We start from the raw sequence: 24,331 nt of genomic DNA on the forward strand, positions 1-24,331 counted from the left end.
TGTGAATGTATTGATCGTCGGCGCGGGGCCGGCCGGCTCCACCGCCGCGTACTACCTTGCCAAAGCCGGCCTCGAAGTGACCGTCCTGGAGAAAACCAGCTTCCCGCGCGAGAAGGTCTGCGGCGACGGCCTTACCCCGCGCGCGGTCCGCGAAATCCAGAAGCTGGGACTGCCGCACCCTGAAGCGGACGGCTGGCGCCGCAACAAGGGTCTGCGGCTTATCGCCGGCGGCCGGACCATCGAACTGCCCTGGCCCGAGGTGTCCGACTTCCCTCAGTACGGCCTGATCCGCACCCGCCTGGGCTTCGACGAGGAACTGGCCCGGCACGCGAAGGCCGCCGGCGCCGAGATCCTGGAACGGCACAGCGTCACCGAAGCCCTCCGTAACGACGACGGCCGCGTGACCGGTGTCCGCGCAGCGCTCCTGGACGAGTCCGGACGCAAGACGGGGGAGACGCGCGACTTCAGCGCCGACGTCGTACTCGCAGCAGACGGAAACTCCACGCGAACCGCCGTGTCCCTCGGCATCCAGAAACGTGATGACCGCCCCCTCGGCGTCGCCGTGCGCACCTACTTCACGTCCCTACGCAGCGATGACGACTGGATGGAAGGCTGGCTGGAGCTCCCCGGCCGCGACGGGAAGCTGCTCCCCGGTTACGGCTGGGTGTTCGGCGTGGGCGACGGTACCTCAAACGTGGGCCTGGGCATCCTGAACTCGTCCAAGGAATTCGGCAAGCTGGACTACAAGCAGGTCCTGCGCGAATGGACCGCGGCCATGCCGGCCGAGTGGGGTTTCACGCCGGAGAACCAGGTGGGGGAGATCCGCGGCGCCGCGCTGCCCATGGGCTTCAACCGCACACCGCACTACTCGCCCGGACTCCTGCTCCTGGGCGACGCCGGCGGCATGGTGTCCCCGTTCAACGGCGAGGGCATCTCCTACGCGATGGAGTCGGCGCGGTTCGCGGCGGAGTTCATCATTGATGCGTCCGCGCGGTCCTTCGCGGCGGGGTCACCGTACGACGCCGACGCGCACCTCGCCGGGTACGCGGACTATGTGCGGGGCCAGTGGGGATCGCACTTCACACTGGGACGGGCCTTTGCCGCGCTGATCGGAAAACCTGCCGTCATGAAACTCGCGCTGCGGACCGGGATGCCTATCCCCGTGCTGATGCGCTTTGTGGTGCGGCTGCTCGCCAACCTGACCGATCCGGCCGCGAAGGGCTTTGAGGACCGGGTGATCCGTGTTTTGGAATCGTTGGTTCCGGCCACATCCAACACCCATTCGGCTTCGAACCAGCGGTATCCGCAACATAAAGTTAGGGTTAACCAGTGACTAACTCCGCAGACCACAGCTGGACGCACGCCGGGCACGGCCTGCAGGACTCCGAACCGAGCCTCAACACCACCGCGATCGCCACGGGACTGCAGCTTCCCGCCGGGTTCGCGGCCATCGCGGAGGACGCCGAGCTGGGCCCCGCCATCACCACCAACCTGGCCCGCGTGGAGAAGAAGCTCCGCGAGGCCATTGCCAACTCCGATCCACTGGCTGACGCAACGTCGCGCCACCTCGTGGAAGCAGGCGGCAAGCGCGTCCGGCCGTTGCTGACCCTGCTGTGCGCCCATCTCGGCGACGCATCCCGCCCTGCTGTTGTTCAGGCGGCCGTGGTGGTGGAGCTGACCCACCTGGCAACGCTCTACCACGACGACGTGATGGACTCTGCTCCCTTCCGCCGCGGCGCCCCCACGGCCCACGAGGTCTGGGGCAACTCCGTGGCCGTCCTTACCGGCGACCTCATCTTTGCCCGCGCGTCCATCCTGGTGTCCGAGCTGGGTTCCCGTGCGCTGGGCATCCAGGCCCGTACTTTCGAGCGCCTGTGCCTGGGCCAGCTGCACGAAACCGTAGGGCCGCGCCCGGACGAGGACCCGGTGGAGCATTACCTGTCCGTCATCGCGGATAAGACCGGTTCGCTGGTTGCTGCTTCCGGCCAGCTCGGTGCGATCTTCGCCGGCGCCGATGAGGCCTACGAGGATTTGCTGGTGGAATATGGCGAGAAGGTGGGCGTGGCGTTCCAGCTGGCCGACGACGTCATCGATGTCACCGGCGTCAAGGTCAAGTCCGGCAAGTCCCCGGGTACCGACCTCCGTGAAGGCGTCCCCACGCTGCCGGTCCTGTTCCTGCGCCGGGATGCCGCCGCAGGCGACCAGTCCGCCGTCGAACTTTTGAAGCTTATTGACGGGGACCTGACCTCTGATTCCGCGCTGGCCGCTGCCGTGGCCGGTTTGCGCGAACACCCGGTCACCGCCGAATCCTGGGTGGTTGCGCGCCGCTGGGCGGACGAAGCCATCGCCGCCCTGGCGCCGCTTCCTGAGGGTGTGGTGAAGGCCTCGCTGTCCAACTTCGCGCTGGCCGTGGTGGACCGCGCCAGCTGATTTTTTGGATGCCCCGAAGCCCGGCTCCTCGAATGAAAAGGTGCCGGGCTTCCTTGCGTCTGCTCAGCAACGGCCGGCCTTTGGCTTAAATGCAATAGCCCCGGTTCTCAGCAACGTTACGAGTCATACGTTGCTGAGAACCGGGGCTATATCTCCGTTCGCATCAGACCCGCCGGAGGCGTTTAGCGGATCCATGAACAGCATATGACAGATCTGTCACAGAATGCAAGCCTGATGTTATTGCCCGTGTCATATGCACCCACGCCTTCGTGGGGCAGATCGCGGGCGGGTATGCGCCTTCCCGGACAGGGGAGCGGCGTGTGCGTGTCGAAGTGCCCCACGACGGCGGGGTTGTCCACATGGCGCAGCCCGGATCTGCCGCCTAGCGTAGTTCAGGGGCACCGTTGGGCCCATGGATATTGAGACTTTCCTCAACCTTCGCGCGGGAGTGGCCCGGGCAGGTTCTTTGCGCCGAGCCGGGTTTTCCCGGACTTCCCTCGACAAAGCCTTGACCGCCGGGCGAATTGTTCGCATCCGGCGAGGCATCTACAGCTTGCCCAAGCAGGCCGGCGTGCTGGGATTGGCCCTGCGGCACAACTCTCTGCTGACGTGTCTATCGGCCGCGCCGATGTACCAGTTGTGGACGGTGCATAAGGCCGGCGCCGTGCACCTGAGCCCGGGTCACAAGAGGACACCGCCGGGGACGCTGACCCACGGCCGCTGCCCCCACCCAGTCCACCCTTGGCTGCCGATCGCCGGGCTGGCGGACGTCCTCATACACGCGTTGCGCTGCCTGCCCGAGGTAGAGGCGCTCGTCATGGTCCAGTGCGCTGCCCAGCGGGGGGACGTGACGGTGGATTTCCTGCGGCGCAAGCTGCCCGGAAACCGAAACGCCCGCGCCAGGTCGGTCCTGGACAGCGTGATCCCGCGGGCGGATTCCCTGCTTGAGGTGCTGGCCAATTACCACTTCCGGCGGGCCGGGCTGCATGTCCGCCGGCATGTCCCGATTCCAGGCGTGGGCGAAGTGGACTTCTTCATTGAGGAGTGCCTGGTGGTGGAAACCGACGGAAGTACTCATTTGGAACCACGGCAAGTTAAGAAGGATCGCAAGCGCAACAACGCCACGGTCAGCGGCGGACGTCTCGTCCTCAGATTCGGCTATGACGACGTCGTCCATCACCCCGAGCGGATGGTAGGCGAGGTATTGGCAGTACTGGAGCAGTCCCGGCGGGGAGCATTCGGCAGCAGTTAGGGCCGCCGTCGTGGGGCACTCCGGGCCTCATAGCCGCAGAAATGGGGTTGGATTGCGGCGGGTTCGTGTCGAAGTGCCCCGATTAGGCCGGTAGACACTGCCAAACCCGGCCGGGGGGCGGGCCGGCCTAGGACCAGCCGAACAAATCAGTCCTCTTCGTCGTTGAAGGCCCACTCGAACATGTCGAAGACGAACTCCGAGAATGTCCCTTCTTCGCTCTTCCACTGGGCCCGGGCGTTGTTGCGGCGGTACACGATGGGATCGGGAACGCTGAGGTCGCCCACGCGGAAGCCCCAGGTGAACTGTTCCTCTTCATCTTCGAGGAACATCAGGAAGCCTTCGTCATCAACTTCCAGCTCTTCGGGGTCCCAGAAGTAGTGGTAGGCCTCCATGAGGTCCTCGCAGCCGCCAACGGCCTGGTAGAACTCCTTCAGCACCAGCGGAACCTGGAACTGGTGTTCGGCGAGGGCCGCGTCCAGTTCGTCCGTGGCCAGGCCGTCTTCTTCCTGCCATTCGTCCTCGAGATATTTCGGAACAAGCGAGCGGAACTTCTCGAGGAACATGTCAGTCATGGTCCCAATCCTAGCTAATCGCGGCCGCCTCCAGAGCCGCCCCCCACACCCCGCCGGTGCCAGCCGCGCACGGCAAGCGGGGCCTGCCAGGAACGGCGCCACGCCACGACGCGGAAGGTGAACACCACGGCGGCGATTGCGACAGCCGTCAGGACATTAAAGGCGCCCGCAACCCACAGGACGGCGGTCAGCGCCGCCCCCAGGAAAGCCGGGAGGGCATAGATGTCCTTCGGGTTGAAGAGCTCGGGCACCTCATTGGCGGTGACGTCGCGCAGCAGGCCGCCTCCCACCGCCGTCATCACTCCCAGAAGTACCGCCGCTACAGGGTTCATGCCTGCCGCTAGGGCCTTGACTGTCCCCGTCATGCAGAACAGCGCCAGCCCGCCGGCGTCGAACAGGAGCAGCAGCGAGGTGTACCGTCGGACGCTGGTATAGAGGAAGTACACCAGGACGGTGGCCAGCAACGGCGGGAATAGGTAGGCAGGGTTGCTGAACGCTGCCGGCGGGCCGTCGTCGAGAATCAGGTCGCGGATCAGACCGCCGCCCAGGCCCACGAGGGATGCCAGGAGCAGCGATCCCACAATGTCGATGTTCTTCCGCGCCGCCAGGAGGGAGCCGGATACCGCGAAGAAGAAAACGCCCACCAGGTCCAGCCACACAGGAACGTTGTTAAAGGCGAATGTCATGGGCATCCCGGCTTCTTAAAGTGGGCGGACAGGGCGGCTCCAACGCTACGCTAGCTCCTATGAACAACCCGATCATGATCGCCTGTGCCCACGGGACGTCCAGCAGCCAGGGCGCCGCTGAGGTCAACGCCCTGCGTGCCGCGATCGCCGCGCTGCGCCCGGGCCTTGATGTGCGGGAGGCCTACGTGGACGTCCAGCAGCCGGACCTCGTGGACGTCGTGGCAGGCCTGCCTGACGGCGCCGAAGCCGTGGTGGTGCCTTTGCTGCTGAGCGTGGGGTACCACGTCAAAGTGGACATCGCACGGGCCGTGAAGAGCAGGCCGGGGAGCCTCGCAGCCGCGCCGCTCGGGCCCGATCCCCGCCTCGCCGCCCTGCTCGACGAGCGACTCCGTGAGGCCGGCGTCACCGACCGCGACGCGATCGTCCTCGCCGCCGCCGGGTCCTCCAACCCCAATGCCGCGGTCAGCGTGGAAGAACTCGCTGCCCAGCTCGGGGAACTGCGGCGGAACCGGACTGTGGCCGCCTATGGTGCCTCGGCCAAACCCTCAGTGCCCGACGCCGTCGCCATGCTCCGCGAGGAAGCGGCCGGAGGTGCCGGGGCAGGAGAGTCCGCAGGAGCCGTGGACGACGGCGGCCGCGTGGTCATCGCCTCCTACCTCCTCGCGCCGGGGTTCTTCCACAACCAGCTCGCCAAGGCGGGCGCGGACCTCGTGACGGAACCACTGCTGCCGTCGGACGTGCTCGCGGAGATTGCGCTGGAACGGTTCGACTTCGCCGTCGCACGCGGTCAGTAACGGGGCCCCGGGCGCCCCTGAAAACAACGGTGCGGCGAATCACAGGAGTAGGGCTTCTTCAAGGCTCGCCGGTGGTTCGTGACGAAATGTTTCCCTAGGTGACTCAGCGTTTCCCGACCCTTTGTGACGCAATTCGGGGGCACCTACAGTCGATGCATGACTGATACAGCTCTAGCCGGAGCGTCCGCGGACCCCGCAGCCGCCAAGCGCCCTGCACGCCCCTCCCGACCCGCCGCAAAGCCGCACGGGCAGTGGAAAGTGGACGGCAAAACCCCCCTGAACGCCAACGAAACCTGGAAGCAGGAAGACGACGGCCTCAACGTCCGCGAGCGTATCGAGACCATCTACTCCAAGGACGGCTTCGACGCCATCCCCGGCGAGGACCTCCACGGACGCTTCCGCTGGTGGGGCCTGTACACGCAGCGCAAGCCCGGGATCGACGGCGGCAAGACCGCAACGCTCGAGCCGCACGAGCTGGAGGACAAGTACTTCATGCTGCGCGTGAGGATCGACGGCGGCGCGCTCACCACCGAGCAGCTGCGCGTCATCGGCCAGATTTCCGTTGATTTCGCCCGTGACTCCGCCGACCTCACTGACCGGCAGAACATCCAGCTGCACTGGATCCGGGTGGAGGACATCCCTGAGATCTGGGCCCGGCTGGAAGGTGTTGGCCTGTCCACCACCGAGGCCTGCGGCGACGTTCCCCGTGTCATCCTCGGCTCGCCCGTGGCCGGCATCGCCAAGGACGAGATCATCGACCCCACGCCGCTGATCGCGGAACTGGGGGAGCGGTTTATCGGCAACCCCCTGTTGTCCAACCTGCCGCGCAAGTACAAAACGGCCATCACCGGCCACCCCAGCCAGGACGTGGTCCACGAGATCAACGACTTCGGCCTGGTGGGCATGGTCCATCCCGAACTGGGCGCCGGCTATGACCTCTGGGTGGGCGGTGCGCTGTCCACCAATCCGATGCTGGCCAAGCGTCTCGGCGCGTTTGTCCGGCCGGAGGAAGCAGCCGACGTGTGGCTCGGCGTCACCAGCATTTTCCGTGACTACGGGTACCGCCGCATGCGCACCAAGGCGCGCCTGAAGTTCCTGCTGGCCGACTGGGGCCCGGTGAAGTTCCGCCAGATCCTGGAGGACGAATACTTGGGCTATAAGCTGGCCGACGGTCCCGCCGCACCCAAGCCCACCTCCCCGGGCGACCACATCGGCGTGCACGAACAGAAGGACGGCAAGTTCTTCATCGGCGCCACCCCGCTGGCCGGCCGCCTTTCCGGCGCGCAGCTGGTGAAGCTCGCGGACACCCTCGAGGCCGCCGGCTCCTACCGCCTGCGCACCACGCCGCACCAGAAGCTGGTGGTCCTGGACGTTGCCAAGGACCAGGTTGAGCCGCTGGTTGCCGAGCTGGATGCGCTGGGCCTCTCCGCCCGCCCGTCCGTGTTCCGGCGCGGGACCATCGCCTGCACCGGCATCGAATACTGCAAGCTGGCCATCGTGGAAACGAAGGTCACCGCCGCGACCGCCGTGGCCGACCTCGAACGCCGCCTGGCAGACCTCGCCGCCTCCGGTGAACTGCCGCACGCACTGTCCCTCCACATCAACGGCTGCCCCAACTCCTGCGCCCGCATCCAGACCGCGGACATCGGACTTAAGGGCATGATGCTGCCAACGCCCGACGGCGATCCCTCCCCGGGTTTCCAGGTCCACCTGGGCGGCGGGCTGGCTTCGTCCGACCGCGAAGAGGCTGGCCTGGGACGCACCGTCCGCGGCCTCAAGGTGTACGTCGAGGACCTGCCGGAGTATGTGGAGCGCGTCGTCCGCACCTTCGTTGCCCAGCGCGTCGAAGGCCAGACCTTCGCCGAATGGGCCCACGCAGCAGAAGAGGAGGCCCTCCAGTGAGCAAGCACGCCCTCGGCGTCGACCCGGTGGTTGAGCTGACCCCGGTGGGTGCGACCGTCGAAACCAAGGCCGCCCTCCGCACCCACGACGAACTCAAGGCACTCGCCGAAGCCGGCGCCGCCGAGCTCGGCTGGGACGCCCCCGCCCGGGACGTGATCGCCTGGGTCGGGCGCAACTTCGACCTGCCCGCCGTCGCGGTTGCCTGCTCCATGGCCGACGCCGTCCTGCCGGCCCTCGTCGCGGACCAGATGCCCGGCGTCGACGTCCTGTTCCTGGAAACCGGCTACCACTTCAAGGAAACGTACGCCACGCGCGATGAAGTGGCCGCGAACCTCCGCGTCAACGTGGTGGACGTGCTCCCCGAGAACACGGTTGAAGAGCAGGACCGGCTCCTGGGCAAGGACCTCTTCGCCCGCGACGCCGCCCAGTGCTGTGCCCTCCGCAAGGTGGCCCCGCTGCAGCGCACCCTGGCCGGCTACGAGATCTGGTTCACGGGCGTCCGCCGCGACGAGGCTCCCACCCGCACCAACACCCCGCTGGTCGGCTGGGATGAAAAGAACGGGCTGGTCAAGGTCAACCCGGTGGCCGCCTGGACGTTCGACCAGCTGGTCCAGTACTCCGAAGACAACCTCCTGCCCGTCAACCCGCTGCTTTCCCAGGGTTACCCCTCGATCGGCTGCCAGCCCTGCACCCGCAAGGTGGCGCCCGGCGATGACCCCCGCGCCGGCCGCTGGGCCGGTTCCGACAAGACAGAATGCGGACTACACGTATGAGCACCCTTAACGACACTCTGGTATCGACAGGCTCGGTTTCGACAGGCTCAACCATCGAGATCCCCACGCGCCTCTCCAGCCTGGACACCCTCGAATCCGAAGCCATCCACATCATCCGCGAGGTTGTTGCCGAGTTCGAGAAGCCTGCGCTGCTCTTCTCCGGCGGCAAGGATTCCGTGGTGATGCTGCACCTGGCCACCAAAGCGTTCTGGCCGGGCAAGGTCCCGTTCCCCGTGCTGCACGTGGACACCGGCCACAACTTTCCCGAGGTCATCGAGTTCCGCGACCGCACGGTGGAGCGCCTGGGCCTGAAGCTGGTTGTCGGCTCCGTCCAGGAGTTCATTGACCGCGGCGAACTGGCCGAACGCGCCGACGGCACCCGCAACCCGCTGCAGACCGTCCCGCTGCTGGACGCCATCCAGCAGAACAAATTCGACGCCGTGTTTGGCGGCGGCCGCCGGGACGAGGACAAGGCCCGCGCCAAGGAGCGCATCCTGAGCCTGCGGGACGAATTCGGCCAGTGGGACCCACGCAACCAGCGCCCCGAACTGTGGAACCTCTACAACGGCCGCCACACCGTGGGCCAGCACGTCCGCGCGTTCCCCATCAGCAACTGGACCGAGCTGGACATCTGGCGCTATATCGAACGCGAGAACATCGAGCTGCCGGGCCTGTACTACGCCCACGACCGCGAAGTATTCTCCCGCGACGGCATGTGGCGGGCGGTGGGCGACGTTTCCCAGCCTCTGCCGCACGAAGAGGTCATCATCAAAACTGTCCGCTACCGCACTGTGGGCGACATGTCCTGCACCGGCGCCGTCGAATCAGACGCCGCAACGGTGAGCGACGTCGTCGTCGAAGTTGCCGCCTCCACCATCACCGAACGTGGCGCCACCCGCGCAGATGACCGCATCTCCGAGGCCGCCATGGAAGACCGCAAGAAGGATGGGTACTTCTAATGACGTCCACGATTTCGACCAGCTCAATCACCGAGCTCGAGGCAGCACTGCCCACCACCCTCTTCCGGTTCGCCACCGCAGGATCGGTCGACGACGGGAAGTCCACTTTGGTGGGCCGCCTCCTGCACGACTCCAAAGCGATCCTCGCAGACCAGCTCGACGCCGTTGCCCGCACCTCCGCGGACCGCGGCTTTGGCGGGGCTGGAGCCACGGGCACGAAAGCGATCGACCTGGCCCTCCTGACGGACGGCCTGCGTGCCGAGCGCGAGCAGGGCATCACCATCGACGTGGCCTACCGCTACTTCGCCACGGACCAGCGCAGCTTCATCCTCGCGGACTGCCCCGGGCACGTTCAGTACACCAAAAACACGGTGACCGGCGCGTCCACGGCGGATGCCGTCGTCGTACTTATTGACGCCCGCAAGGGTGTCTTGGAGCAGACCCGCCGGCACCTGTCCGTGCTGCAGCTGCTGCGCGTGGCGCACGTGATTGTGGCCGTGAACAAGATCGACCTGGTGGACTTCAGCGAGTCCGTATTCCGTGAAATCCAGGCAGACGTGCAGCAGGTGGCCCGGGAACTGGGCATTGGCTCCGCCGAACTGGGCACCGCGGACCACCTCGACGACCTGCTGGTCATCCCGGTGTCCGCCCTCGACGGCGACAACGTGGTGGACCGTTCCGAGCGCACTCCCTGGTACGACGGGCCGGCCCTGCTGGAGGTCCTCGAAACCCTGCCCGCCGCGGACGAGATCGACACGCAACTGGAGAGCTTCCGCTTCCCCGTGCAGCTGGTCATCCGGCCGCAGGGTGCGCTGGCTCCCGACGCCCTGGCCGCCGGCCTGAACGTCGAGGCCTACCGCGACTACCGCGCCTACGCCGGCCAGATCACCGAAGGTTCCGTGAAGGTGGGCGACAAGGTCTCCGTGCTGACGCCGGGCCAGTCGCCGCGGACCACGACGGTCATCGGCATCGATTTCGCGGGGGAATCGCTGGAGGAAGCGTTTGCGCCGCAGTCGGTGGCGATCCGCCTGGCCGAAGAGTTCGACGTCGCCCGAGGTGACACGATTGCTGCCGCCGGCACTGTCCGCGAAGCCTCCGCTGACCTGTATGCCGCACTGTGCTGGCTTTCGCCCAAGCCGTTGCGGGAAGGCGCCAAGGTGCTCGTGAAGCACGGCACCCGCACGGTCCAGGCGCTGGTCCGCAGCGTCAGCGGCAAGCTGGACCTGGCCTCCTTCAAGCTTGAGGGCGCGTCCAGCCTGGAGCTCAACGACATCGGCCACGCGCAGCTCCGGCTGGCCGCGCCGCTGCCGCTGGAGAACTACCTGCACCACCGCCGCACGGGCGCGTTCCTGGTGATCGACCCGCAGGACGGCAACACGCTGGCTGCCGGCCTGGTCAAGGACCACCCGGGCGACCACGAGGACGAGCGCTACTCCATCTGAGTCCAGCTTGAACTGCCCTGCCCCGCATAACTGGTGCTGCCCAGCACCGATTATGCGGGGCAGAGCCGTTCTTGCGTGCTTCAGGGTTGGGGCGGCTACCAGTTAATCCGGCCGGCCGACCACCACTTGTGCGGGACTGTGGGTGATATAACCGGTCAGCCAGGAAGACAGTGCCCGCACCTTCTGCTGGAATCCGGACAGGAGCGCCAGGTGGACCAAGAGCCAGGACACGAAGGCGAGCGGACCCTGAAGTTGGATTCGCTGGCGCCCGATTTCAGCAACCGCCGCGCCCCTGCCGATCATCGCCATGTACCCCTTGTCAAGATATTTGAAAGGCCGCCGGGTACCGCCCGTGAGGTCGGCATAGATGTTGCCCGCAGCCCATTTCCCTGCCTGCTGCGCGACGGAACCCAGCTGCGGCAATCTTGTCCCGGTGGAATCGGTCATGTTGGCGGCGTCACCGAGGACGTACACGCCCTCGACGCCGGGCGCAGTCAGGTCCGGTTTGACGTCGACGCGTCCGCCCTTGCCCTGCGGCACGCCCGAGCGGGCAATGATGTCGCCGGCCTTCAGGCCACCGGCCCACACCACCACACGGGTTGGTATGGCCGTCCCGTCGGCCAGCGTCACGCCGTCGGCCCTGACCTCTGTCACGCCGACCCCCAAGTGGAGCTGGACGCCCATCTTAGTCAAGCGTTTCTTGGTGTACTCCTGCGACTTCACCGAAAAGGCACTCAAGACAGTCGGAACCATGTCTACCAAGTGGACGCGGCACCGGCCTGCGAGCTCCGGCGAAAAGTATTTCGGCACCACGAACTTTACGGTTTCCGCCATGGCACCGGCGGTTTCCACACCCGTGGGGCCGCCGCCGACGACGACGACGTCGACGGAGCCTCCTGACTCCCGATCCGCGACGTCCAGCAGGTGGGTGAGCCTGGTTCCCAGCCGGGTCGCGTCGGTGACCGAATACAGCGGAAAGGCATGTTCCTCGGCGCCCGGGGTATTGAAGAAGTTCGGGACTGCGCCTGGCGCGATGACCAGAATCTGCGCCTCGAACGTGTCACCATCGACGGTGCTCACGGTTCGGTTGGCTGCATCAATCCCTGCCACTTCCGCGGTCAGCACCCGCACCTTCCGGACGCGCCGGAAGACGGACCGAAGCGGCCGGGCAATAGCCGACACCCCGATCTGGGATGTCGCCACCTGATAGAGGAGCGGCTGGAACTGGTGGTAGTTGTTGGCGTCGACAAGCAGGACGTTCACGCCCTTGCGACCCAGTGTTTTGGCGGCCGTTTTGCCTGCGAAGCCGCCCCCGACCACGATGACCTGGTATGTGTGTTCCATCCGTGCAACCTACTCCACCTGAAGCCGGTGGAACAGTGCCATGGGGTCTCTTCGCCTTGATCCTGGACGAGAAGCCGCGCACCCCGTCAAGGTTCGCCACAAACTGTGGCAGCTCATCACCGTCGAAGCGGGACTGACCCGGCTGTTGGCCGCGTCCTCCGGCGTCGGCAATGTGACGCCGCGTGAACCCGCGTGACCCCCCGTTTCTGCTTCATTGAATGGGTTTATGCCACTCCCTATGGTGAAACCATGACAAGTTCCAAGCCCGGGATGACCCGCATCGTGGCAGGCGAAAGCGCAGTACCCCGTCGCAAGCGTGCCATCGAGGCTGCCCTGGCCATCGGACTCGTCTTACTGATTGCCGTTGGTGCCGTGGTGGCCTCCAATATTTCCCGGGACGCGTCGGCAGAGGCTGCGATTCCGGCGCCCACGCCGGCCGCAGAATTGAAATTGGGCTACTTCGGAAACCTGACCCACGCGCCGGCACTGGTGGGGGTCAAGCAGGGGATACTTGCCCGCAACCTGGGGAACACCAAGCTCAGCACCGAGACTTTTAATGCCGGGCCTGCCGCGATCGAGGCCCTGAATGCCGGCGCCATCGACGCCACCTATATCGGCCCGAACCCGGCGATCAACTCGTTCGTCAAGAGCCGAGGCGAATCGGTGAGCATCATCGCCGGTGCGGCCGCGGGCGGCGCGCAGTTGGTGGTGCGCCCGGAGATTAGTTCCGCCGCGGATCTGAGGGGCAAGATCCTGGCGTCGCCGCAGCTTGGCGGGACGCAGGATGTGGCACTGCGGGCGTGGCTGTCCGCGCAGGGCTACAAAACCAATGTTGATGGCAGCGGGGACGTGGCCATCAACCCCACGGAGAACGCGCAGACGCTGAAGCTGTTCCAGGACGGAAAGCTCGACGGCGCATGGTTGCCTGAGCCGTGGGCGTCCCGTTTGGTGCTCCAGGCCGGAGCCAAGGTCCTGGTGGATGAAAAGGATCTCTGGGACGGTTCGCTGTCCGGCAACGCCGGCGAGTTCCCCACCACCATCCTGATCGTGAACAAGCAGTTCGCCGCCGCACACCCGGACACCGTGAAAGCACTGCTGCGCGGCCACGCCGAGTCAGTGGCGTGGCTGAACACAGCTCCCGCCGGGGAAAAGTCCAGCGTCATCAACTCCGCCCTGCAGGAATCGGCGGGCGCAGCACTTCCCGCCGATGTCCTGGAACGCTCGCTGCAGAACGTCATCTTCACCGTGGACCCGCTCGCCGGAACCTATCCCAAATTGCTTAAGGACGGCGCAGACGCCGGCACCACCAAGCAGGCCGACATCACCGGACTGTTCGACCTCCGCGCCCTGAACGAAGTCACCGGGGGTTCCATCTCCGCCGCTGACCTCGGCCAGGACTGACCGCGCAGCCACCGCATCACCCCTTATTTAAGGACGGGACCATGCCAGTCGTACTGGAACAGCTGGGCAAGCGCTTCGGCGACGGCGCCCCGGTGCTGGAGGATGTCAACGCCACCATCGGCGCGGGCGAGTTCGTCGCGCTCCTCGGCGCCTCCGGCTGCGGGAAATCCACGCTTCTGAACATCATGGCGGGACTGGAGGTCCCGACGTCGGGCGCCCTCGAAGTACCCAGCGACGGTGCCGCGTTTATGTTCCAGGACGCCGCGCTCTTCCCGTGGCTGACCGCGCGGGAGAACATCGAGCTGGCCCTGAAAATGCGCGGGGTGGGGAAGGCTGAACGCCGGAGTAAAGCCGGTGAACTGCTGGACCTGGTGCACCTTGGCGAGGCAGGGGACAAACGTCCGCATGAACTCTCCGGCGGCATGCGCCAGCGCGTGGCCCTCGCCCGGGCGCTGTCGCAGGACCGGCAGTTGCTGCTGATGGACGAGCCCTTCGCTGCCCTCGACGCCATCACCCGCGACCTCCTCCACGACGAGCTGGAACGCATCTGGAAGGAAACAGGGCGCACCATCGTCTTTGTCACGCACAACGTCCGTGAGGCTGTCCGGCTCGGCCAGCGCGTGCTGCTGCTGTCGTCCCGCCCCGGCCGGGTGGTCCAGGAGTGGGCCGTCACCGAGGAACACCGAACCGACGCCGGCCTGGCCGGACAGCTGACCGGGGTCATCACCGCCCGGCTGCGTGAGGAGATTCGCCGCCATGCCAAGTAAGTTCCCCAATCCGGTGGTTGAACCGGTCGAGACCAAGCCGGTGGTTGAGCTTGTCGAGACCAGGCACATCACTGCGGCACTGACCCGAACCTCCACCGGGCATGAGGACCTGCGTGAGCTGGAGGCCGGGCTCGATTCGCTCCAGTCTGACGCTGCCCGCAAGCACCGGATCGACTGGAGCCGCGTGCTCCTGCCGGTGGGCGCACTGGCTGTCCTGATCCTGATCTGGCAGTTCTACGTCTCTCTTGGCCTGAAACGGCGCGACCAGATCCCCGGGCCGCTCGACGTGCTCGGCCAGCTCGGTGTCCTCTGGGGCGACGCCAAACTGCAGGACGCTGTGTGGACTTCGCTGGAACGCGGGATCGTGGGGTTCCTGATCAGCGTGGCCATCGCCACTCCTGTCGGGCTGTTGCTCGCCCAGGTTGCCCCGCTGCGCCGCGCCTTCGGACCCCTGATTTCAGGACTGCAGGTCCTGCCATCCGTGGCCTGGGTGCCGGCCGCGATCATTTGGTTCGGCCTGACCGACGCCACTGTCTACTTCGTGGTGTTTATGGGTGCGATTCCGTCCATCATCAACGGCCTGATCTCCGGCGTGGACCAGATCCCGCCGCAGTACCGCCGCGTGGGCACAGTCCTGGGTGCGAACCGGCTGCAGATGGCCCTGCAGATCGTCCTGCCGGCCGCGCTGCCCGGGTATCTCGGTGGCCTCAAGCAGGGCTGGGCGTTCTCGTGGCGGTCCCTTATGGCCGCGGAAATCATCGCAGTCGGCGGGACCATCGGCTTCGGCCTGGGCTCCATGCTAAACCAGGGCCGCGACCTGTCGGACATGACCATCGTGATGGCCGCGATCCTGCTGATCCTGGCCGTCGGTATCCTGATCGAGCTTCTGGTGTTCGCGCCGATCGAGAAGCGCCTCCTCCGCAGCCGCGGCCTCCTCGCCGGCAGCACCCGCTAACCCTTTCGGCACACCAGCTTCACGCAGAGCCCAACGGCTAGTCCCGCCGTCGGGCTCTGCTGTCTTCCGGCTGCCGAACCGGGGCACTTTGACTCGGACACGCCGCAGCTCGGGCCGCTGCGGCGGCCGATCACCCTCAATGTGCCCCGCGACGGCGTCCGACCGTGGCCCGCCACCAAAGGTCAGGTCCCAACGGGCCAAGGTGAGGGGAACGGCGGTGGTCCCAAGATCTCGATGCCGCCGTTCAGCCGCCCTGATTCACGGATCCGGTCAAAGTCAACGACACCGGCGGCGTCATGGTCGCCGAGTGGCTCGCTGGCGCCGTCATAGAAGGACTGGGCCGCACCTGGGGTTTGCAGGCACAGCATCCGCGTACCGTCCTGCAGCACTTTGAAGGCATGCGGAACACCCCGCGGAGCCATGGCCATCCCGCCTGCGGCCAGCCGGTGCTCGGTCCCGTCCATGTTCAGCAGGATCTCCCCGGCCAAGATGTACAGTGTCTCGTCGGAGTGCGGATGGGTATGCAGCGGGGTGACCTTGTTGAGGGCCATCGCGTCCTCGAAAAGCAGGAACGCGCCCGCTGTCTCGTCACGCGTTGCCTTCCACGTGTGCACGCCGCCGCCGAAAAACCACCGTTTATCGCCTTCGCCAGGCTGGCGAACTACTGGCTCATTCGTCGAATCCATGCTGATCGCCCCGATAATTTAGACTCGTGGGATTGATGTCCCATAACAAGACTGATGTACCATGAGAACCGTGTCAAGGCCTTATACCGACGGCGGGAGAACCAGCCAGAAGCACCGCACACGCGACGCTCTGGTGAACGCTGCCCGAAGCCTCGTCGCCGCCGGGATCTCACCCACTGTTGATGAGGCGGCACAGGCAGCTGGGATCGCCCGAAGCACGGCCTACCGCTACTTTCCCGGCCAGCGGGAACTGCTGGCTGCCGCCCACCCGGAAACCGCGCGTACATCGATGCTTCCGGCTGATCCGCCTGAAGGGGTGGCGGAACGGCTGGACGCCGTGGTTGTCGAATTCACTGGCATGATCCTGGAAACCGAGGCCCAGCAGCGGACCATGCTTCGACTGTCGCTGGAGCCGGCCGATGGACAGGAGCGGAGCCTGCCGTTGCGTCAGGGACGGGCCATCGCGTGGATTACCGAGGCGTTGGCCCCGCTGCAGGGAGACCTGTCCGACGATGAGATTCATCGGCTAGTGCTGGCGGTGCGCAGCGCCATCGGAATCGAATCCTTGGTCTGGCTGACCGATGTGGGCGGACTGAGCAGGGCGGATGCCGTCGCATCGATGCGATGGTCGGCCAACGCTCTCCTTAATCAGGCTTTGACGCAAGGACCGCCGCCCGCCTCATAATGCGCCTAACCGGGGCGCTTTGACACGGACACGCCGCACCTCGAGCCGCTGCGGGGTTCAGTCACCTTCAATGTGCCCCACGACGGCACCCCTGCCACGCCAGCTCGCAATGTGACGCAGGATTACCCCGCGTGAACTGGTGTTTCCGCGTCGTTGTTAGTGAATGTGCCGCGGCCCTACCGTTGATCCATGGCAATCCAGGATATTTACCCCACGGCGCTGCGGCTGCTCGGCCGTCCCGTGCTGGTGGTGGGCGGCGGCCCCGTGGCTTCGCGCCGCGCCAAGGGCCTGCTCGACGCCGGCGCACAGGTCACCGTCGTGGCTCCCGCTGCCTCGGCCGCGCTCCGCGAACTGGCCGACGCCGGCCTCCTCACCTGGACGCAGCGCACTTACCTCTGCACCGACATCGACGGCGTCTGGTTCGCCCAGACGGCCACCGGGGATTCCGCAGTGGACACCCAGGTAGCGGCCGACGCCGAGGCGCAGCGGGTTTGGTGCGTCAACGCCTCCGACCACGAAGCCTCCGCCGCGTGGACTCCCGCCGTCGCTGTAGTTGATGATGTGCACATCGCCGTGAACGCCGGGGGAGACCCGCGCCGCGCCATGGCCCTGCGCGATGCCGTCGCTACCGCGCTGGAAACCGGCGACCTCCCGCTGCGTCGACGTCGGGCCCACCGTGGGTCCGTCGCCCTCGTAGGCGGCGGCCCCGGCGACACCGGCCTCATCACCGTCCGAGGCCGCCGGCTCCTGGGCCAGGCCGACGTTGTGGTCGCGGACCGCCTCGGCCCACGCGAGTTGCTTAACGATCTCGCACCGGACGTCCGCGTGGTCGAAGTAGGCAAGACCCCCGGCCATCACCCTGTACCGCAGGCTGAGATCAACCGGATCCTGGTGGACGAGGCGCTCAAAGGCCACCGCGTGGTCCGGCTCAAAGGTGGCGACCCGTTTGTGCTGGGCCGCGGCGGCGAGGAAGCCGAATACTGCCGCCAGCACGGCGTCGAAGTGGAAGTGGTCTCCGGCGTTACGTCCGCGATCTCCGTTCCCGCGGCGGCCGGCATCCCCGTGACCCACCGCGGCCTGGCCAAGGGCTTCAGTGTGGTCACCGGCCACGAGGAACTCTCCGAGGTCCCGGCCCGGGCGGACCACACCATTGTGCTGCTGATGGGTGTGGGCCAGTTGCGGGAGTCGGCGTCCGCCCTGGGCACAGCCGGTCTGCCCGCGGACACCCCGGTTGGTATTGTTGAAAACGGCTATTTGCCTAATCAGCGCGTGACGATTGGCACCCTCGGTTCCATCGCTGACCAGGCGGAAGCCGCCGGCGTCGCAAATCCTGCCGTGATTGTGATTGGCGACGTCGTCCGCGTCAGCCCGTTCGCGCCGTCGCACTTCAGGACCGCCAATTACAGCACCATCGCCCCGAACAGCCCCCGAGTCCTGACCACCTAGTCGGGCCGGAACGAACAAAAGGAACACAGCCGTGTCATCAAGCACCTCCGTAGGATCTGCCGAGCGTCCGCTGCGCGTTGCCGTTGTGGGCTCCGGCCCGGCCGGCGTCTACGCCGCGGACATCCTCACCAAGAGCGAAGCCGTCAAGAGCGGCGAGCTGACCGTGAGCATCGACCTCTTTGACCGTTACCCGGCACCCTACGGCCTGATCCGCTACGGCGTGGCCCCGGACCACCCGCGCATCAAGGGCATCGTCAACGCCCTGCACAAGGTCCTGGACCGCGGCGACATCCGGTTCTTCGGCAACGTGGACTACGGCACGGACCTCTCCATCGAGGACCTCCGCACCCACTACGACGCCGTCATCTTCGCCACCGGCGCCATCAAGGACGCGGACCTGAACATCCCCGGCATCGAGCTGGACGGCTCATACGGCGGCGCGGATTTTGTTTCCTGGTACGACGGACACCCGGACGTGTCCCGCGATTGGCCGCTGGACGCCAAGGAAATCGCCGTGATCGGCAACGGCAATGTGGCCCTGGACGTGGCCCGTGTCCTGTCCAAGCACGCCGATGACCTGCTGGTTTCGGAAATTCCGGACAACGTTTACGCCGGCCTGAAGGACTCGCCCGTCACGGACGTCCACGTCTTCGGCCGCCGCGGCCCCGCTCAAGTGAAGTTCACCCCGCTGGAGCTCCGCGAGCTGTCCCATTCCAAGGACGTGGACATCATCCTCTACGCCGAGGACTTCGAGTTCGACGAGGAATCGGACCGCCAGATCCAGAGCAACAACCAGACCAAAACCATGGTGGGCACCCTCACCAACTGGATCGCCGAGCAGCCCGAGGACCTTTCCGAGCTCACGGCTTCCCGCCGCCTGCACCTGCACTTCCTGCACAGCCCCGTTGAAATTTACGACGACGCCGACACCCCCGGCCGCGTTGCGGGCATGAAGTTCGAGCGCACCGAGCTGGACGGCACCGGCAACGCCCGCGGCACCGGCGAGTTCGTGGACTACCCGGTCCAGGCCGTGTACCGGGCCATCGGCTACTTCGGTTCCGCCCTGCCGGAGATCGAATTCGACCACAAGAAGGGTGTTGTCCCGAACGACGGCGGCCGCGTCCTGGATGCCGCCGGCACCCATGTGCCGGGCATCTACGCCACCGGCTGGATCAAGCGCGGACCTGTCGGTCTCATCGGCCACACGAAGGGCGACGCACTCGAAACCGTGACCTACCTGCTGGAAGACCGCGAAAACCTTCCGGTGGCCGAGGCACCCGAGGCGGACGCCGTCGTCGAACTATTGGACGCCCGCGGCGTGATGTTCACCAGCTGGGAAGGCTGGCTGGCCCTGGACGCCCATGAGCTGGCGCTGGGTGCCGCAGCCACCGAGGCTGGCGGATCGCACGGCGTTGAGGTCAAGCGTGAGCGCATCAAGGTGGTGCCGCGCGAGGACATGGTTGCCATCTCCCGGGACGGCGTAGCTGCCTCCGTCTAAAGCCTGCGCCGTTCCGGACAAAACAGTGCAACGGGGCCCACGCCCGCAGGGTTCCCTGGCCGAGCTCGCGAGGCTAGGGTGCGGGTGGGGAGGGTCACTTCCTGCCCACCCGAAGGGGGTTTATTGGGCCGTAAGTGACGCCGCGTTGCTTTAAAGCGGCGTGGCGTTCAACGCCCGGCTGAGCGTCCCGCCCCGCCTGCGGCCATCAGTTCCAGCCGCTTGAGCGTCTCGCGGTTCCGAAGGTCGATCAGGGGGTTTCGGACCGCTTTCGGCACCAGCTTGCCGGGTCCGCGGATGGCGTCCTCGGCGATGGTGACGCGGCATTGGGTGCCCAGGTCCTCCAAAGTGATCACCACTTTGGCCTCGCCCAATGGCCACCCCCGCGCCACCAGTTCGAGCGAGCGGCCGGATTCGACGGCGGACACCCGGGTGCTGTCGTTGATCACCAGCGGCCAGGCGCCCACGGAGTGGTGGAGCCTTGAGCCGGGTCCGGGCCAGTGCGCGTCGACGGCCCGGATCCGTGACGCGCCCACCACCCAGCCCGAGTACAGCCACCCGGCGGCGATCACGTTCCAGACATCCTCGGCCGGGGAGTTGAATAAACGGTTCACGGTGGACATTTGCGTTCCTTCGTTCGGTGGTGGGACTTGGCACGCCCGGCAGGGCCTGCACGCAGCCGCGCCGGCCACATCCGTGGTCACATCCGCCCGAACCGGGCCCGGACCAGTGCGAAGAGGCCGTAGCAGATGAAGCCGGCCCCGATCGCGACGAGCAGATACGGGCCGAACGGGTGGTCGCGGAGTGCCTTCAGGCTGCCGTCAAGCCCGGTGGATTCTTCAGGGGTGTGCTTCGCGGCGGCGATGACAAAGAGCAGCCCGGCCAAGTTGAGCGCGATGCCTTTGGCCACGTGCCCTGTGACACCCAGGGAATCGATCAGTTTTCCGCGGCGGGTGCCCTCAAAGCGGAAAAGTTCTTCCTTGAACCCGCGCCGCAGCCCCTTGATCACGAAGTAGATGCCCACGCCCATGATGGTCAGGCCGAGTGCCACCAGCACAGGCAGCCCGAATGGCGTGTTCAGGATTGCGGTGCTGAAATCACGTGTGGTGTCGCCCGAATCGCCTCGCATGCCGACGGCGAACCCCGCGAAGCTGAGCCCCACGCTCCCGTAGGCAACGGCCAGAAATCCGGAGGAGACCAGCTTCCCGAGCCGTTTCGCCCGGGGCAAGTGCCGGGCACGGACAGTGGCTTCGCTCAGCTGCCACAACGCCAGACCGGAGCAACCCACCACACACGACCACAGCACAGCCGGTCCCCACGGGTTTGCGGCCAGCTGCCCGATGGCCCCGGTAGCTTCCGCCTGGCCCGGCTGCCCGAAGGCAAGGGAGATGGCAATGGCACCGACGATGATGTGCAGCAGGGCCATCACCGCGAATCCTGAGCGCGCCACAATGTCCAGCGCCTTGGTATCCGACGCTTCCTCGACGGCGTCTGCCGCCTCCCTGATGCTGGATTCCCCGTCTGCCATGGCCTAGCCGTTCATGGGCCCCTCTGCGTGCAGCTTGCCGGCGCCGGGACCCTCAACATGGATTGTGCAGCGTACCACCAGCTTGCCCGGGGCGTGATCCAGTTCCGCGAGGCTGTCGTCCGCACTCAGTGCGGAGAGGACTTCAGAGCCCGAGACCACGGCGACCCCCTTGGCCTGGGCCGTCGCCCTGGCGTTCTCCGAGGCTTCGCGTTCCAGGCCTGCCAAGTCACCGCCGTCATTTTCCCGGACGGGGTCGCCAAACGCCCAGCCGAACAACGTCCCTGTTCCCATGGCGACGATGTTACGCGTATCCGCTGCTGAAGACAGGGTTTCGTAACATTAGTAAGTGTGCTTACGATGGCATGAGCTTGACCTACAAGGGACCAGTTAGACCGCACCAGCGGCATTTCGGAACCAGTACAACGTGAGGAATACACCATGGCAGGAAATCTTATTGCCCGCTCCGTCCACGACCTGACGGCTGCGGCGTGGTTCGGCGGGTCACTGATGGGCGCTATCGGGCTGAATGGGGCGGCTGCGGAGGCCAAGGACCCGGCCGAACGTACCCGTCTCTCCAGTGAAGGCTGGATGAAGTGGGCCCCGGTCCAGACGGCGGCCTTCGCCTCCCATCTGGCGGCCGACCTCGCCATTGCCTGGGAGAACAAGGACCGTATCGCCAAGCAGGACGGCGTGGCCCGCGACACTGTGGTCAAGACGGCAGTCACGGTGGCGGGCGCGGCCGTGACACTGTACGCGGGCATCCTCGGCAAGAAGGTGGAGAAGCTCGCGGACGAGGGTGCGCGGGGCGCCACTGAGCCCAGCCCGCAGGCGTCCGATGAGCTGAAGACGGCACAGCAGCAGCTCAAAATCCTTCAGTGGGCCATCCCCGCCTTCGCCGGCGCCGTGATCATCCTCGGCGCCAAGCACGGCGAGATGCAGCGGCCCAAAAATGTGTTCGCGGGGCTGCGCCCGTAGCGTTTTACGGCGCACCCGCAGCAGCTCTCAACGCGATAAGGCGCGACGGCGGTCCGGCACGTGGGTGCCGGGCCGCCGTCGTGCGTGTTGCCTGGGATGCACAGATGTGCCTGAGATGCGCAGATTCGCCGGCGCACCTGATATAGCCAGTGCGCCCGGGAATGTGCGCGTCGACATTGAAGAGCCGGCGCGAAATCCGCGAGGCCGTCAGGCGGGCTCGGCGCGCAACCTGGCTGGGGCCGAAGCAAAAGGCTGGACTACGCCCGCAGCCACTCCGCGCAGGAGTTGAGGTTCTGGCTGACGCTGGCCACGGCGGCGGCGGCGTCGTGGGCCTCAATGGCATCCACCAGGGCGCCGTGGCCCTCGTTCGTCAGTCCATCCAGGCGGCCCCTGCGTTGCTGATTGAGCATATCCTGGTGGAACACGTCGCCGAAGCTGACGTAGAGCTCGTGCAGCAGCGGGTTCGCGGACGCCTGGGCCACATGCGCGTGGAAGTCCCAGTCCGCCCGGGCCCACCCCTCGAAGTCGGCCGCGTTCCAGGCGACCTCCCGGGTGGCGAGCACGGCACGCAGGGCGGAGACGTCGTCGGCCGTTGCATTCCTGGCGGCGAGGCGGGCGGCCTGCGTGTCCAGGCCGAGCCTGACTTCGAGAATGTGTTCGTCGGTGTGGTCCTGATAAATCCGGCGGGCGGCGCCGGAGATTTCGCTGGTGGCCCGGACGTACGTGCCGTCGCCGCGGCGGACTTCCAGCATCCCGCTGTGGGCCAGGGCCTTGATGGCTTCGCGGAGCGTGCCGCGGGAGACGCCCAGGCCCTGGACCAGTTCAGTCTCTGAGGGAATGCGCTGGTCCAGCGGCCATTCGCCCGAGTGGATCATCAGCCGGAGTTTGGCCGTGACCTCGTCGGCGAGGGGCTGGCGGTGCGAAGTGCTCAGGGTCATGGAATCCTACCTTTTCCGGGCGGCGATGGGGCTGCGCGAGATCAGGTGGGCCACCATAACCTGGACCACCGCGAGGCCCAGGAGCAGTGCCACCGGCAGGGTCCAGCTCCCGGTGCTGCCGTACAGCAGGCCGGCGCCGAAGGGGCCCGCCGTGGCCAGCAGGTAGCCGGTGGACTGCGCCAGCGTGGACAGGGCCGTCGTTTCGGCGGTGCTTGTCCCGCTGCGGCTGATCATCACCATCACCAGCGGGAAAATGCCCAGGCCAAAGCCGAGCAGGACAGTGGGGATGACGGCCAGGCCCACGGGCAGGAACAGCAGCGACGCCAGGCCGGCCACCATGATCAGGCTGACAATGTACAGAGCCGGCCGCAGCATCCCGGGCCGCGAGCCGATGGCGATGATCACCATGCCGGCGGGCGCTGAAACCAGCTGCATCAGCGCGTACAGCAGGCCGCTGTCCGCCGCATTGAGGCCCATGCTGATCAGCATCGAGGGGAACCAGCTGATGAGCGCATAGGCGAGCAGCGCCTGCAGGGTGAAGATCGCGGTTAGCAGTTGGCCTTTCCGGGTGCGCAGCAGGGGCCACGGCGAGATGTGGGCTGCCGTGCTGCGGACGCGGTTCCGGTGCGTGTGCAGCACCATGGGGAGGAAACCCAGGAACGCCGCCACTGCCAGGAATCCGATCGTGCCAATCGCTGAGGAGGGTGAGCCGAGCGCCAGCGCCATCGGGACCACCGCCACGGCTGTGACAGTGGCGCCGGTGGTCATGGTCACGGTGTACAGCGCCGTCATCATCGAGGTGTGGTGGGCAAAGTGCTCGCGGATGAACGACGGCATCGCCACGTTGCAGACCGCCAGGCCGGACATCCCAATCACCGTGCCCGCCAGCAGCATGCCCGTCGCAGGGATGCCGCGCAGCAGCAGCCCGCCGGCCAGGAATGCCAGTGCCAGCAGGATGGCCTTCTCAACACCCAGCCGTCCGGTCAGCCAGGAAGTTGCCGCCCCCGCCACCGCAAAACAGAGGGTTGGGATGGACGGAATGATGGCCGCCACCAGCGGTCCGTAGCCCAGGACCTGCTGCAGATCGTGCAGGAGGGCAGACGCGCCGGCAATCCCGGCGCGCAGGTTCAATCCGATGAGCACCAGCGCAAGGACCCCGAGGACGACGGCGGACCGCGGCTTGGGCGGTGAGGATTCCAGGGCAGGGGTTGCGGAAACGGCGGCGGGCATTACATAAGGTTAGACGTTAGACGTTTGATGTCTAGGGTTCTGTGGCGAACCTCTCCCGGCTGTTCATGTGG

25 protein-coding genes are annotated in these 24,331 nt (G+C 66.5%); 16 read left to right on the plus strand and 9 right to left on the minus strand.

All coding sequences use genetic code 11. From position 1 onward, the window contains the following. Position 1 precedes the first annotated feature (1 nt). From ABIB45_RS13675 to ABIB45_RS13685, 3 genes are all read left to right on the plus strand, one after another. Positions 2–1,333: a geranylgeranyl reductase family protein gene (locus ABIB45_RS13675; protein WP_354216406.1), complete on the plus strand. Its 1,332-nt coding sequence runs from the start codon at positions 2–4 to the stop codon at positions 1,331–1,333. Next, the gene (locus tag ABIB45_RS13680) at positions 1,330–2,430 is read left to right on the plus strand and encodes a polyprenyl synthetase family protein (RefSeq protein ID WP_354216407.1); all 1,101 of its coding nucleotides are present in this window, start codon (positions 1,330–1,332) and stop codon (positions 2,428–2,430) included. The genes ABIB45_RS13675 and ABIB45_RS13680 overlap by 4 nt, the downstream gene beginning before the upstream one ends. A 412-nt stretch (positions 2,431–2,842) precedes the next feature. Then, complete coding sequence (locus tag ABIB45_RS13685; RefSeq protein WP_354216408.1) at positions 2,843–3,682, plus strand: DUF559 domain-containing protein; 840 nt, start codon at positions 2,843–2,845, stop codon at positions 3,680–3,682. A gap of 146 nt (positions 3,683–3,828) precedes the next feature. On the opposite strand, the gene ABIB45_RS13690 is transcribed toward ABIB45_RS13685, so the two are convergent. Then, a complete protein-coding gene (locus ABIB45_RS13690) occupies positions 3,829–4,254 on the minus strand; it encodes a hypothetical protein (protein WP_354216409.1) in 426 nt (141 codons plus the stop codon). A 14-nt stretch (positions 4,255–4,268) separates the two neighbouring features. Continuing rightward, the gene (locus ABIB45_RS13695; protein ID WP_354216410.1) at positions 4,269–4,940 is read right to left on the minus strand and encodes a trimeric intracellular cation channel family protein; all 672 of its coding nucleotides are present in this window, start codon (positions 4,938–4,940) and stop codon (positions 4,269–4,271) included. Positions 4,941–4,999: 59 nt separating this feature from the next. Between ABIB45_RS13695 and ABIB45_RS13700 the strand changes: the two genes are divergently transcribed. From ABIB45_RS13700 to ABIB45_RS13720, 5 genes are all read left to right on the plus strand, one after another. Beyond that, the gene (locus ABIB45_RS13700) at positions 5,000–5,734 is read left to right on the plus strand and encodes a sirohydrochlorin chelatase (protein WP_354216411.1); all 735 of its coding nucleotides are present in this window, start codon (positions 5,000–5,002) and stop codon (positions 5,732–5,734) included. Between the two features lie 156 nt (positions 5,735–5,890). Next, positions 5,891–7,636: a nitrite/sulfite reductase gene (locus ABIB45_RS13705; RefSeq protein ID WP_354216412.1), complete on the plus strand. Its 1,746-nt coding sequence runs from the start codon at positions 5,891–5,893 to the stop codon at positions 7,634–7,636. Next, complete coding sequence (locus tag ABIB45_RS13710) at positions 7,633–8,409, plus strand: phosphoadenylyl-sulfate reductase (RefSeq protein WP_354216413.1); 777 nt, start codon at positions 7,633–7,635, stop codon at positions 8,407–8,409. Before ABIB45_RS13705 ends, ABIB45_RS13710 begins: the two co-directional genes overlap by 4 nt. Next, positions 8,406–9,368 (plus strand): sulfate adenylyltransferase subunit CysD, encoded by a 963-nt coding sequence (cysD, locus tag ABIB45_RS13715; RefSeq protein WP_354216414.1) that lies wholly within the window; start codon positions 8,406–8,408, stop codon positions 9,366–9,368. Before ABIB45_RS13710 ends, cysD begins: the two co-directional genes overlap by 4 nt. Further along, positions 9,368–10,810: a sulfate adenylyltransferase subunit 1 gene (locus tag ABIB45_RS13720; RefSeq protein WP_502909221.1), complete on the plus strand. Its 1,443-nt coding sequence runs from the start codon at positions 9,368–9,370 to the stop codon at positions 10,808–10,810. Before cysD ends, ABIB45_RS13720 begins: the two co-directional genes overlap by 1 nt. Before the next feature lie 102 nt (positions 10,811–10,912). Here the strand turns inward: ABIB45_RS13720 and ABIB45_RS13725 are convergent, their stop codons facing one another. Continuing rightward, on the minus strand, positions 10,913–12,154 hold the full coding sequence (locus ABIB45_RS13725; protein WP_354216415.1) for an NAD(P)/FAD-dependent oxidoreductase: 1,242 nt from the start codon (positions 12,152–12,154) through the stop codon (positions 10,913–10,915). A 40-nt stretch (positions 12,155–12,194) separates the two neighbouring features. Between ABIB45_RS13725 and ABIB45_RS13730 the strand changes: the two genes are divergently transcribed. The 4 genes from ABIB45_RS13730 to ABIB45_RS13745 all read left to right on the plus strand — a co-directional run bounded on the left by ABIB45_RS13730 (position 12,195) and on the right by ABIB45_RS13745 (position 15,277). After that, positions 12,195–12,350 carry a hypothetical protein gene (locus ABIB45_RS13730; RefSeq protein ID WP_354216416.1) on the plus strand — a complete coding sequence of 52 codons (156 nt, stop codon included), beginning with the start codon at positions 12,195–12,197 and terminating at the stop codon, positions 12,348–12,350. 74 nt (positions 12,351–12,424) lie between these two features. Further along, on the plus strand, positions 12,425–13,555 hold the full coding sequence (locus ABIB45_RS13735) for an ABC transporter substrate-binding protein (protein ID WP_354216503.1): 1,131 nt from the start codon (positions 12,425–12,427) through the stop codon (positions 13,553–13,555). A gap of 41 nt (positions 13,556–13,596) precedes the next feature. Then, on the plus strand, positions 13,597–14,322 hold the full coding sequence (locus tag ABIB45_RS13740) for an ABC transporter ATP-binding protein (protein WP_354216417.1): 726 nt from the start codon (positions 13,597–13,599) through the stop codon (positions 14,320–14,322). Further along, a complete protein-coding gene (locus ABIB45_RS13745; RefSeq protein ID WP_354216418.1) occupies positions 14,312–15,277 on the plus strand; it encodes an ABC transporter permease in 966 nt (321 codons plus the stop codon). Before ABIB45_RS13740 ends, ABIB45_RS13745 begins: the two co-directional genes overlap by 11 nt. A 182-nt stretch (positions 15,278–15,459) precedes the next feature. Here the strand turns inward: ABIB45_RS13745 and ABIB45_RS13750 are convergent, their stop codons facing one another. Next, positions 15,460–15,963, minus strand: coding sequence for a cupin domain-containing protein (locus ABIB45_RS13750; protein WP_354216419.1), 504 nt, complete (start codon positions 15,961–15,963; stop codon positions 15,460–15,462). Between the two features lie 61 nt (positions 15,964–16,024). On the opposite strand from ABIB45_RS13750, the gene ABIB45_RS13755 reads away from it, so the two are divergent. From ABIB45_RS13755 to ABIB45_RS13765, 3 genes are all read left to right on the plus strand, one after another. Beyond that, a complete protein-coding gene (locus ABIB45_RS13755; RefSeq protein WP_354216420.1) occupies positions 16,025–16,648 on the plus strand; it encodes a TetR/AcrR family transcriptional regulator in 624 nt (207 codons plus the stop codon). Between the two features lie 189 nt (positions 16,649–16,837). Then, positions 16,838–18,094 carry a uroporphyrinogen-III C-methyltransferase gene (cobA, locus tag ABIB45_RS13760; protein ID WP_354216421.1) on the plus strand — a complete coding sequence of 419 codons (1,257 nt, stop codon included), beginning with the start codon at positions 16,838–16,840 and terminating at the stop codon, positions 18,092–18,094. Positions 18,095–18,125: 31 nt separating this feature from the next. Next, entirely contained in the window at positions 18,126–19,592 is a 1,467-nt protein-coding gene (locus ABIB45_RS13765) for an FAD-dependent oxidoreductase (RefSeq protein WP_354216422.1), read from the plus strand. Positions 19,593–19,759: 167 nt separating this feature from the next. On the opposite strand, the gene ABIB45_RS13770 is transcribed toward ABIB45_RS13765, so the two are convergent. The 3 genes from ABIB45_RS13770 to ABIB45_RS13780 form a co-directional block, all read right to left on the minus strand. Then, positions 19,760–20,212, minus strand: coding sequence for an SRPBCC family protein (locus tag ABIB45_RS13770; protein WP_354216423.1), 453 nt, complete (start codon positions 20,210–20,212; stop codon positions 19,760–19,762). Between the two features lie 77 nt (positions 20,213–20,289). Next, positions 20,290–21,117 carry a DUF1206 domain-containing protein gene (locus ABIB45_RS13775; RefSeq protein WP_354216424.1) on the minus strand — a complete coding sequence of 276 codons (828 nt, stop codon included), beginning with the start codon at positions 21,115–21,117 and terminating at the stop codon, positions 20,290–20,292. A 3-nt stretch (positions 21,118–21,120) separates the two neighbouring features. Further along, positions 21,121–21,408 carry a hypothetical protein gene (locus ABIB45_RS13780; protein ID WP_354216425.1) on the minus strand — a complete coding sequence of 96 codons (288 nt, stop codon included), beginning with the start codon at positions 21,406–21,408 and terminating at the stop codon, positions 21,121–21,123. 147 nt (positions 21,409–21,555) lie between these two features. Here ABIB45_RS13780 and ABIB45_RS13785 point away from each other — a divergent pair, with 147 nt between their 5' ends. Further along, positions 21,556–22,092, plus strand: coding sequence for a hypothetical protein (locus ABIB45_RS13785; protein WP_354216426.1), 537 nt, complete (start codon positions 21,556–21,558; stop codon positions 22,090–22,092). 257 nt (positions 22,093–22,349) lie between these two features. On the opposite strand, the gene ABIB45_RS13790 is transcribed toward ABIB45_RS13785, so the two are convergent. Together ABIB45_RS13790 and ABIB45_RS13795 are read right to left on the minus strand one after the other, a co-directional pair. Further along, entirely contained in the window at positions 22,350–23,030 is a 681-nt protein-coding gene (locus tag ABIB45_RS13790; protein ID WP_354216427.1) for a FadR/GntR family transcriptional regulator, read from the minus strand. A gap of 6 nt (positions 23,031–23,036) precedes the next feature. After that, entirely contained in the window at positions 23,037–24,260 is a 1,224-nt protein-coding gene (locus tag ABIB45_RS13795) for an MFS transporter (protein WP_354216428.1), read from the minus strand. Positions 24,261–24,331 lie beyond the last annotated feature (71 nt).

Source organism: Arthrobacter sp. UYCo732 (genome assembly GCF_040547265.1).
In the GTDB taxonomy this organism is placed as follows: Bacteria; Actinomycetota; Actinomycetes; order Actinomycetales; family Micrococcaceae; genus Arthrobacter.

Bases quoted from the DNA above. Each gene is read 5' to 3' on its own strand.
- ABIB45_RS13685 (WP_354216408.1), top strand. From the start codon at position 2,843: ATGGATATTGAGACTTTCCTCAACCTTCGCGCGGGAGTGGCCCGGGCA.
- ABIB45_RS13690 (WP_354216409.1), bottom strand. From the start codon at position 4,254: ATGACTGACATGTTCCTCGAGAAGTTCCGCTCGCTTGTTCCGAAATAT.
- ABIB45_RS13695 (WP_354216410.1), bottom strand. From the start codon at position 4,940: ATGACATTCGCCTTTAACAACGTTCCTGTGTGGCTGGACCTGGTGGGC.
- ABIB45_RS13700 (WP_354216411.1), top strand. From the start codon at position 5,000: ATGAACAACCCGATCATGATCGCCTGTGCCCACGGGACGTCCAGCAGC.
- ABIB45_RS13705 (WP_354216412.1), top strand. From the start codon at position 5,891: ATGACTGATACAGCTCTAGCCGGAGCGTCCGCGGACCCCGCAGCCGCC.
- cysD (WP_354216414.1), top strand. From the start codon at position 8,406: ATGAGCACCCTTAACGACACTCTGGTATCGACAGGCTCGGTTTCGACA.
- ABIB45_RS13720 (WP_502909221.1), top strand. From the start codon at position 9,368: ATGACGTCCACGATTTCGACCAGCTCAATCACCGAGCTCGAGGCAGCA.
- ABIB45_RS13725 (WP_354216415.1), bottom strand. From the start codon at position 12,154: ATGGAACACACATACCAGGTCATCGTGGTCGGGGGCGGCTTCGCAGGC.
- ABIB45_RS13730 (WP_354216416.1), top strand. From the start codon at position 12,195: ATGGGGTCTCTTCGCCTTGATCCTGGACGAGAAGCCGCGCACCCCGTC.
- ABIB45_RS13735 (WP_354216503.1), top strand. From the start codon at position 12,425: ATGACCCGCATCGTGGCAGGCGAAAGCGCAGTACCCCGTCGCAAGCGT.
- ABIB45_RS13740 (WP_354216417.1), top strand. From the start codon at position 13,597: ATGCCAGTCGTACTGGAACAGCTGGGCAAGCGCTTCGGCGACGGCGCC.
- ABIB45_RS13745 (WP_354216418.1), top strand. From the start codon at position 14,312: ATGCCAAGTAAGTTCCCCAATCCGGTGGTTGAACCGGTCGAGACCAAG.
- ABIB45_RS13750 (WP_354216419.1), bottom strand. From the start codon at position 15,963: ATGGATTCGACGAATGAGCCAGTAGTTCGCCAGCCTGGCGAAGGCGAT.
- ABIB45_RS13755 (WP_354216420.1), top strand. From the start codon at position 16,025: ATGAGAACCGTGTCAAGGCCTTATACCGACGGCGGGAGAACCAGCCAG.
- cobA (WP_354216421.1), top strand. From the start codon at position 16,838: ATGGCAATCCAGGATATTTACCCCACGGCGCTGCGGCTGCTCGGCCGT.
- ABIB45_RS13770 (WP_354216423.1), bottom strand. From the start codon at position 20,212: ATGTCCACCGTGAACCGTTTATTCAACTCCCCGGCCGAGGATGTCTGG.
- ABIB45_RS13775 (WP_354216424.1), bottom strand. From the start codon at position 21,117: ATGGCAGACGGGGAATCCAGCATCAGGGAGGCGGCAGACGCCGTCGAG.
- ABIB45_RS13780 (WP_354216425.1), bottom strand. From the start codon at position 21,408: ATGGGAACAGGGACGTTGTTCGGCTGGGCGTTTGGCGACCCCGTCCGG.
- ABIB45_RS13785 (WP_354216426.1), top strand. From the start codon at position 21,556: ATGGCAGGAAATCTTATTGCCCGCTCCGTCCACGACCTGACGGCTGCG.
- ABIB45_RS13790 (WP_354216427.1), bottom strand. From the start codon at position 23,030: ATGACCCTGAGCACTTCGCACCGCCAGCCCCTCGCCGACGAGGTCACG.
- ABIB45_RS13795 (WP_354216428.1), bottom strand. From the start codon at position 24,260: ATGCCCGCCGCCGTTTCCGCAACCCCTGCCCTGGAATCCTCACCGCCC.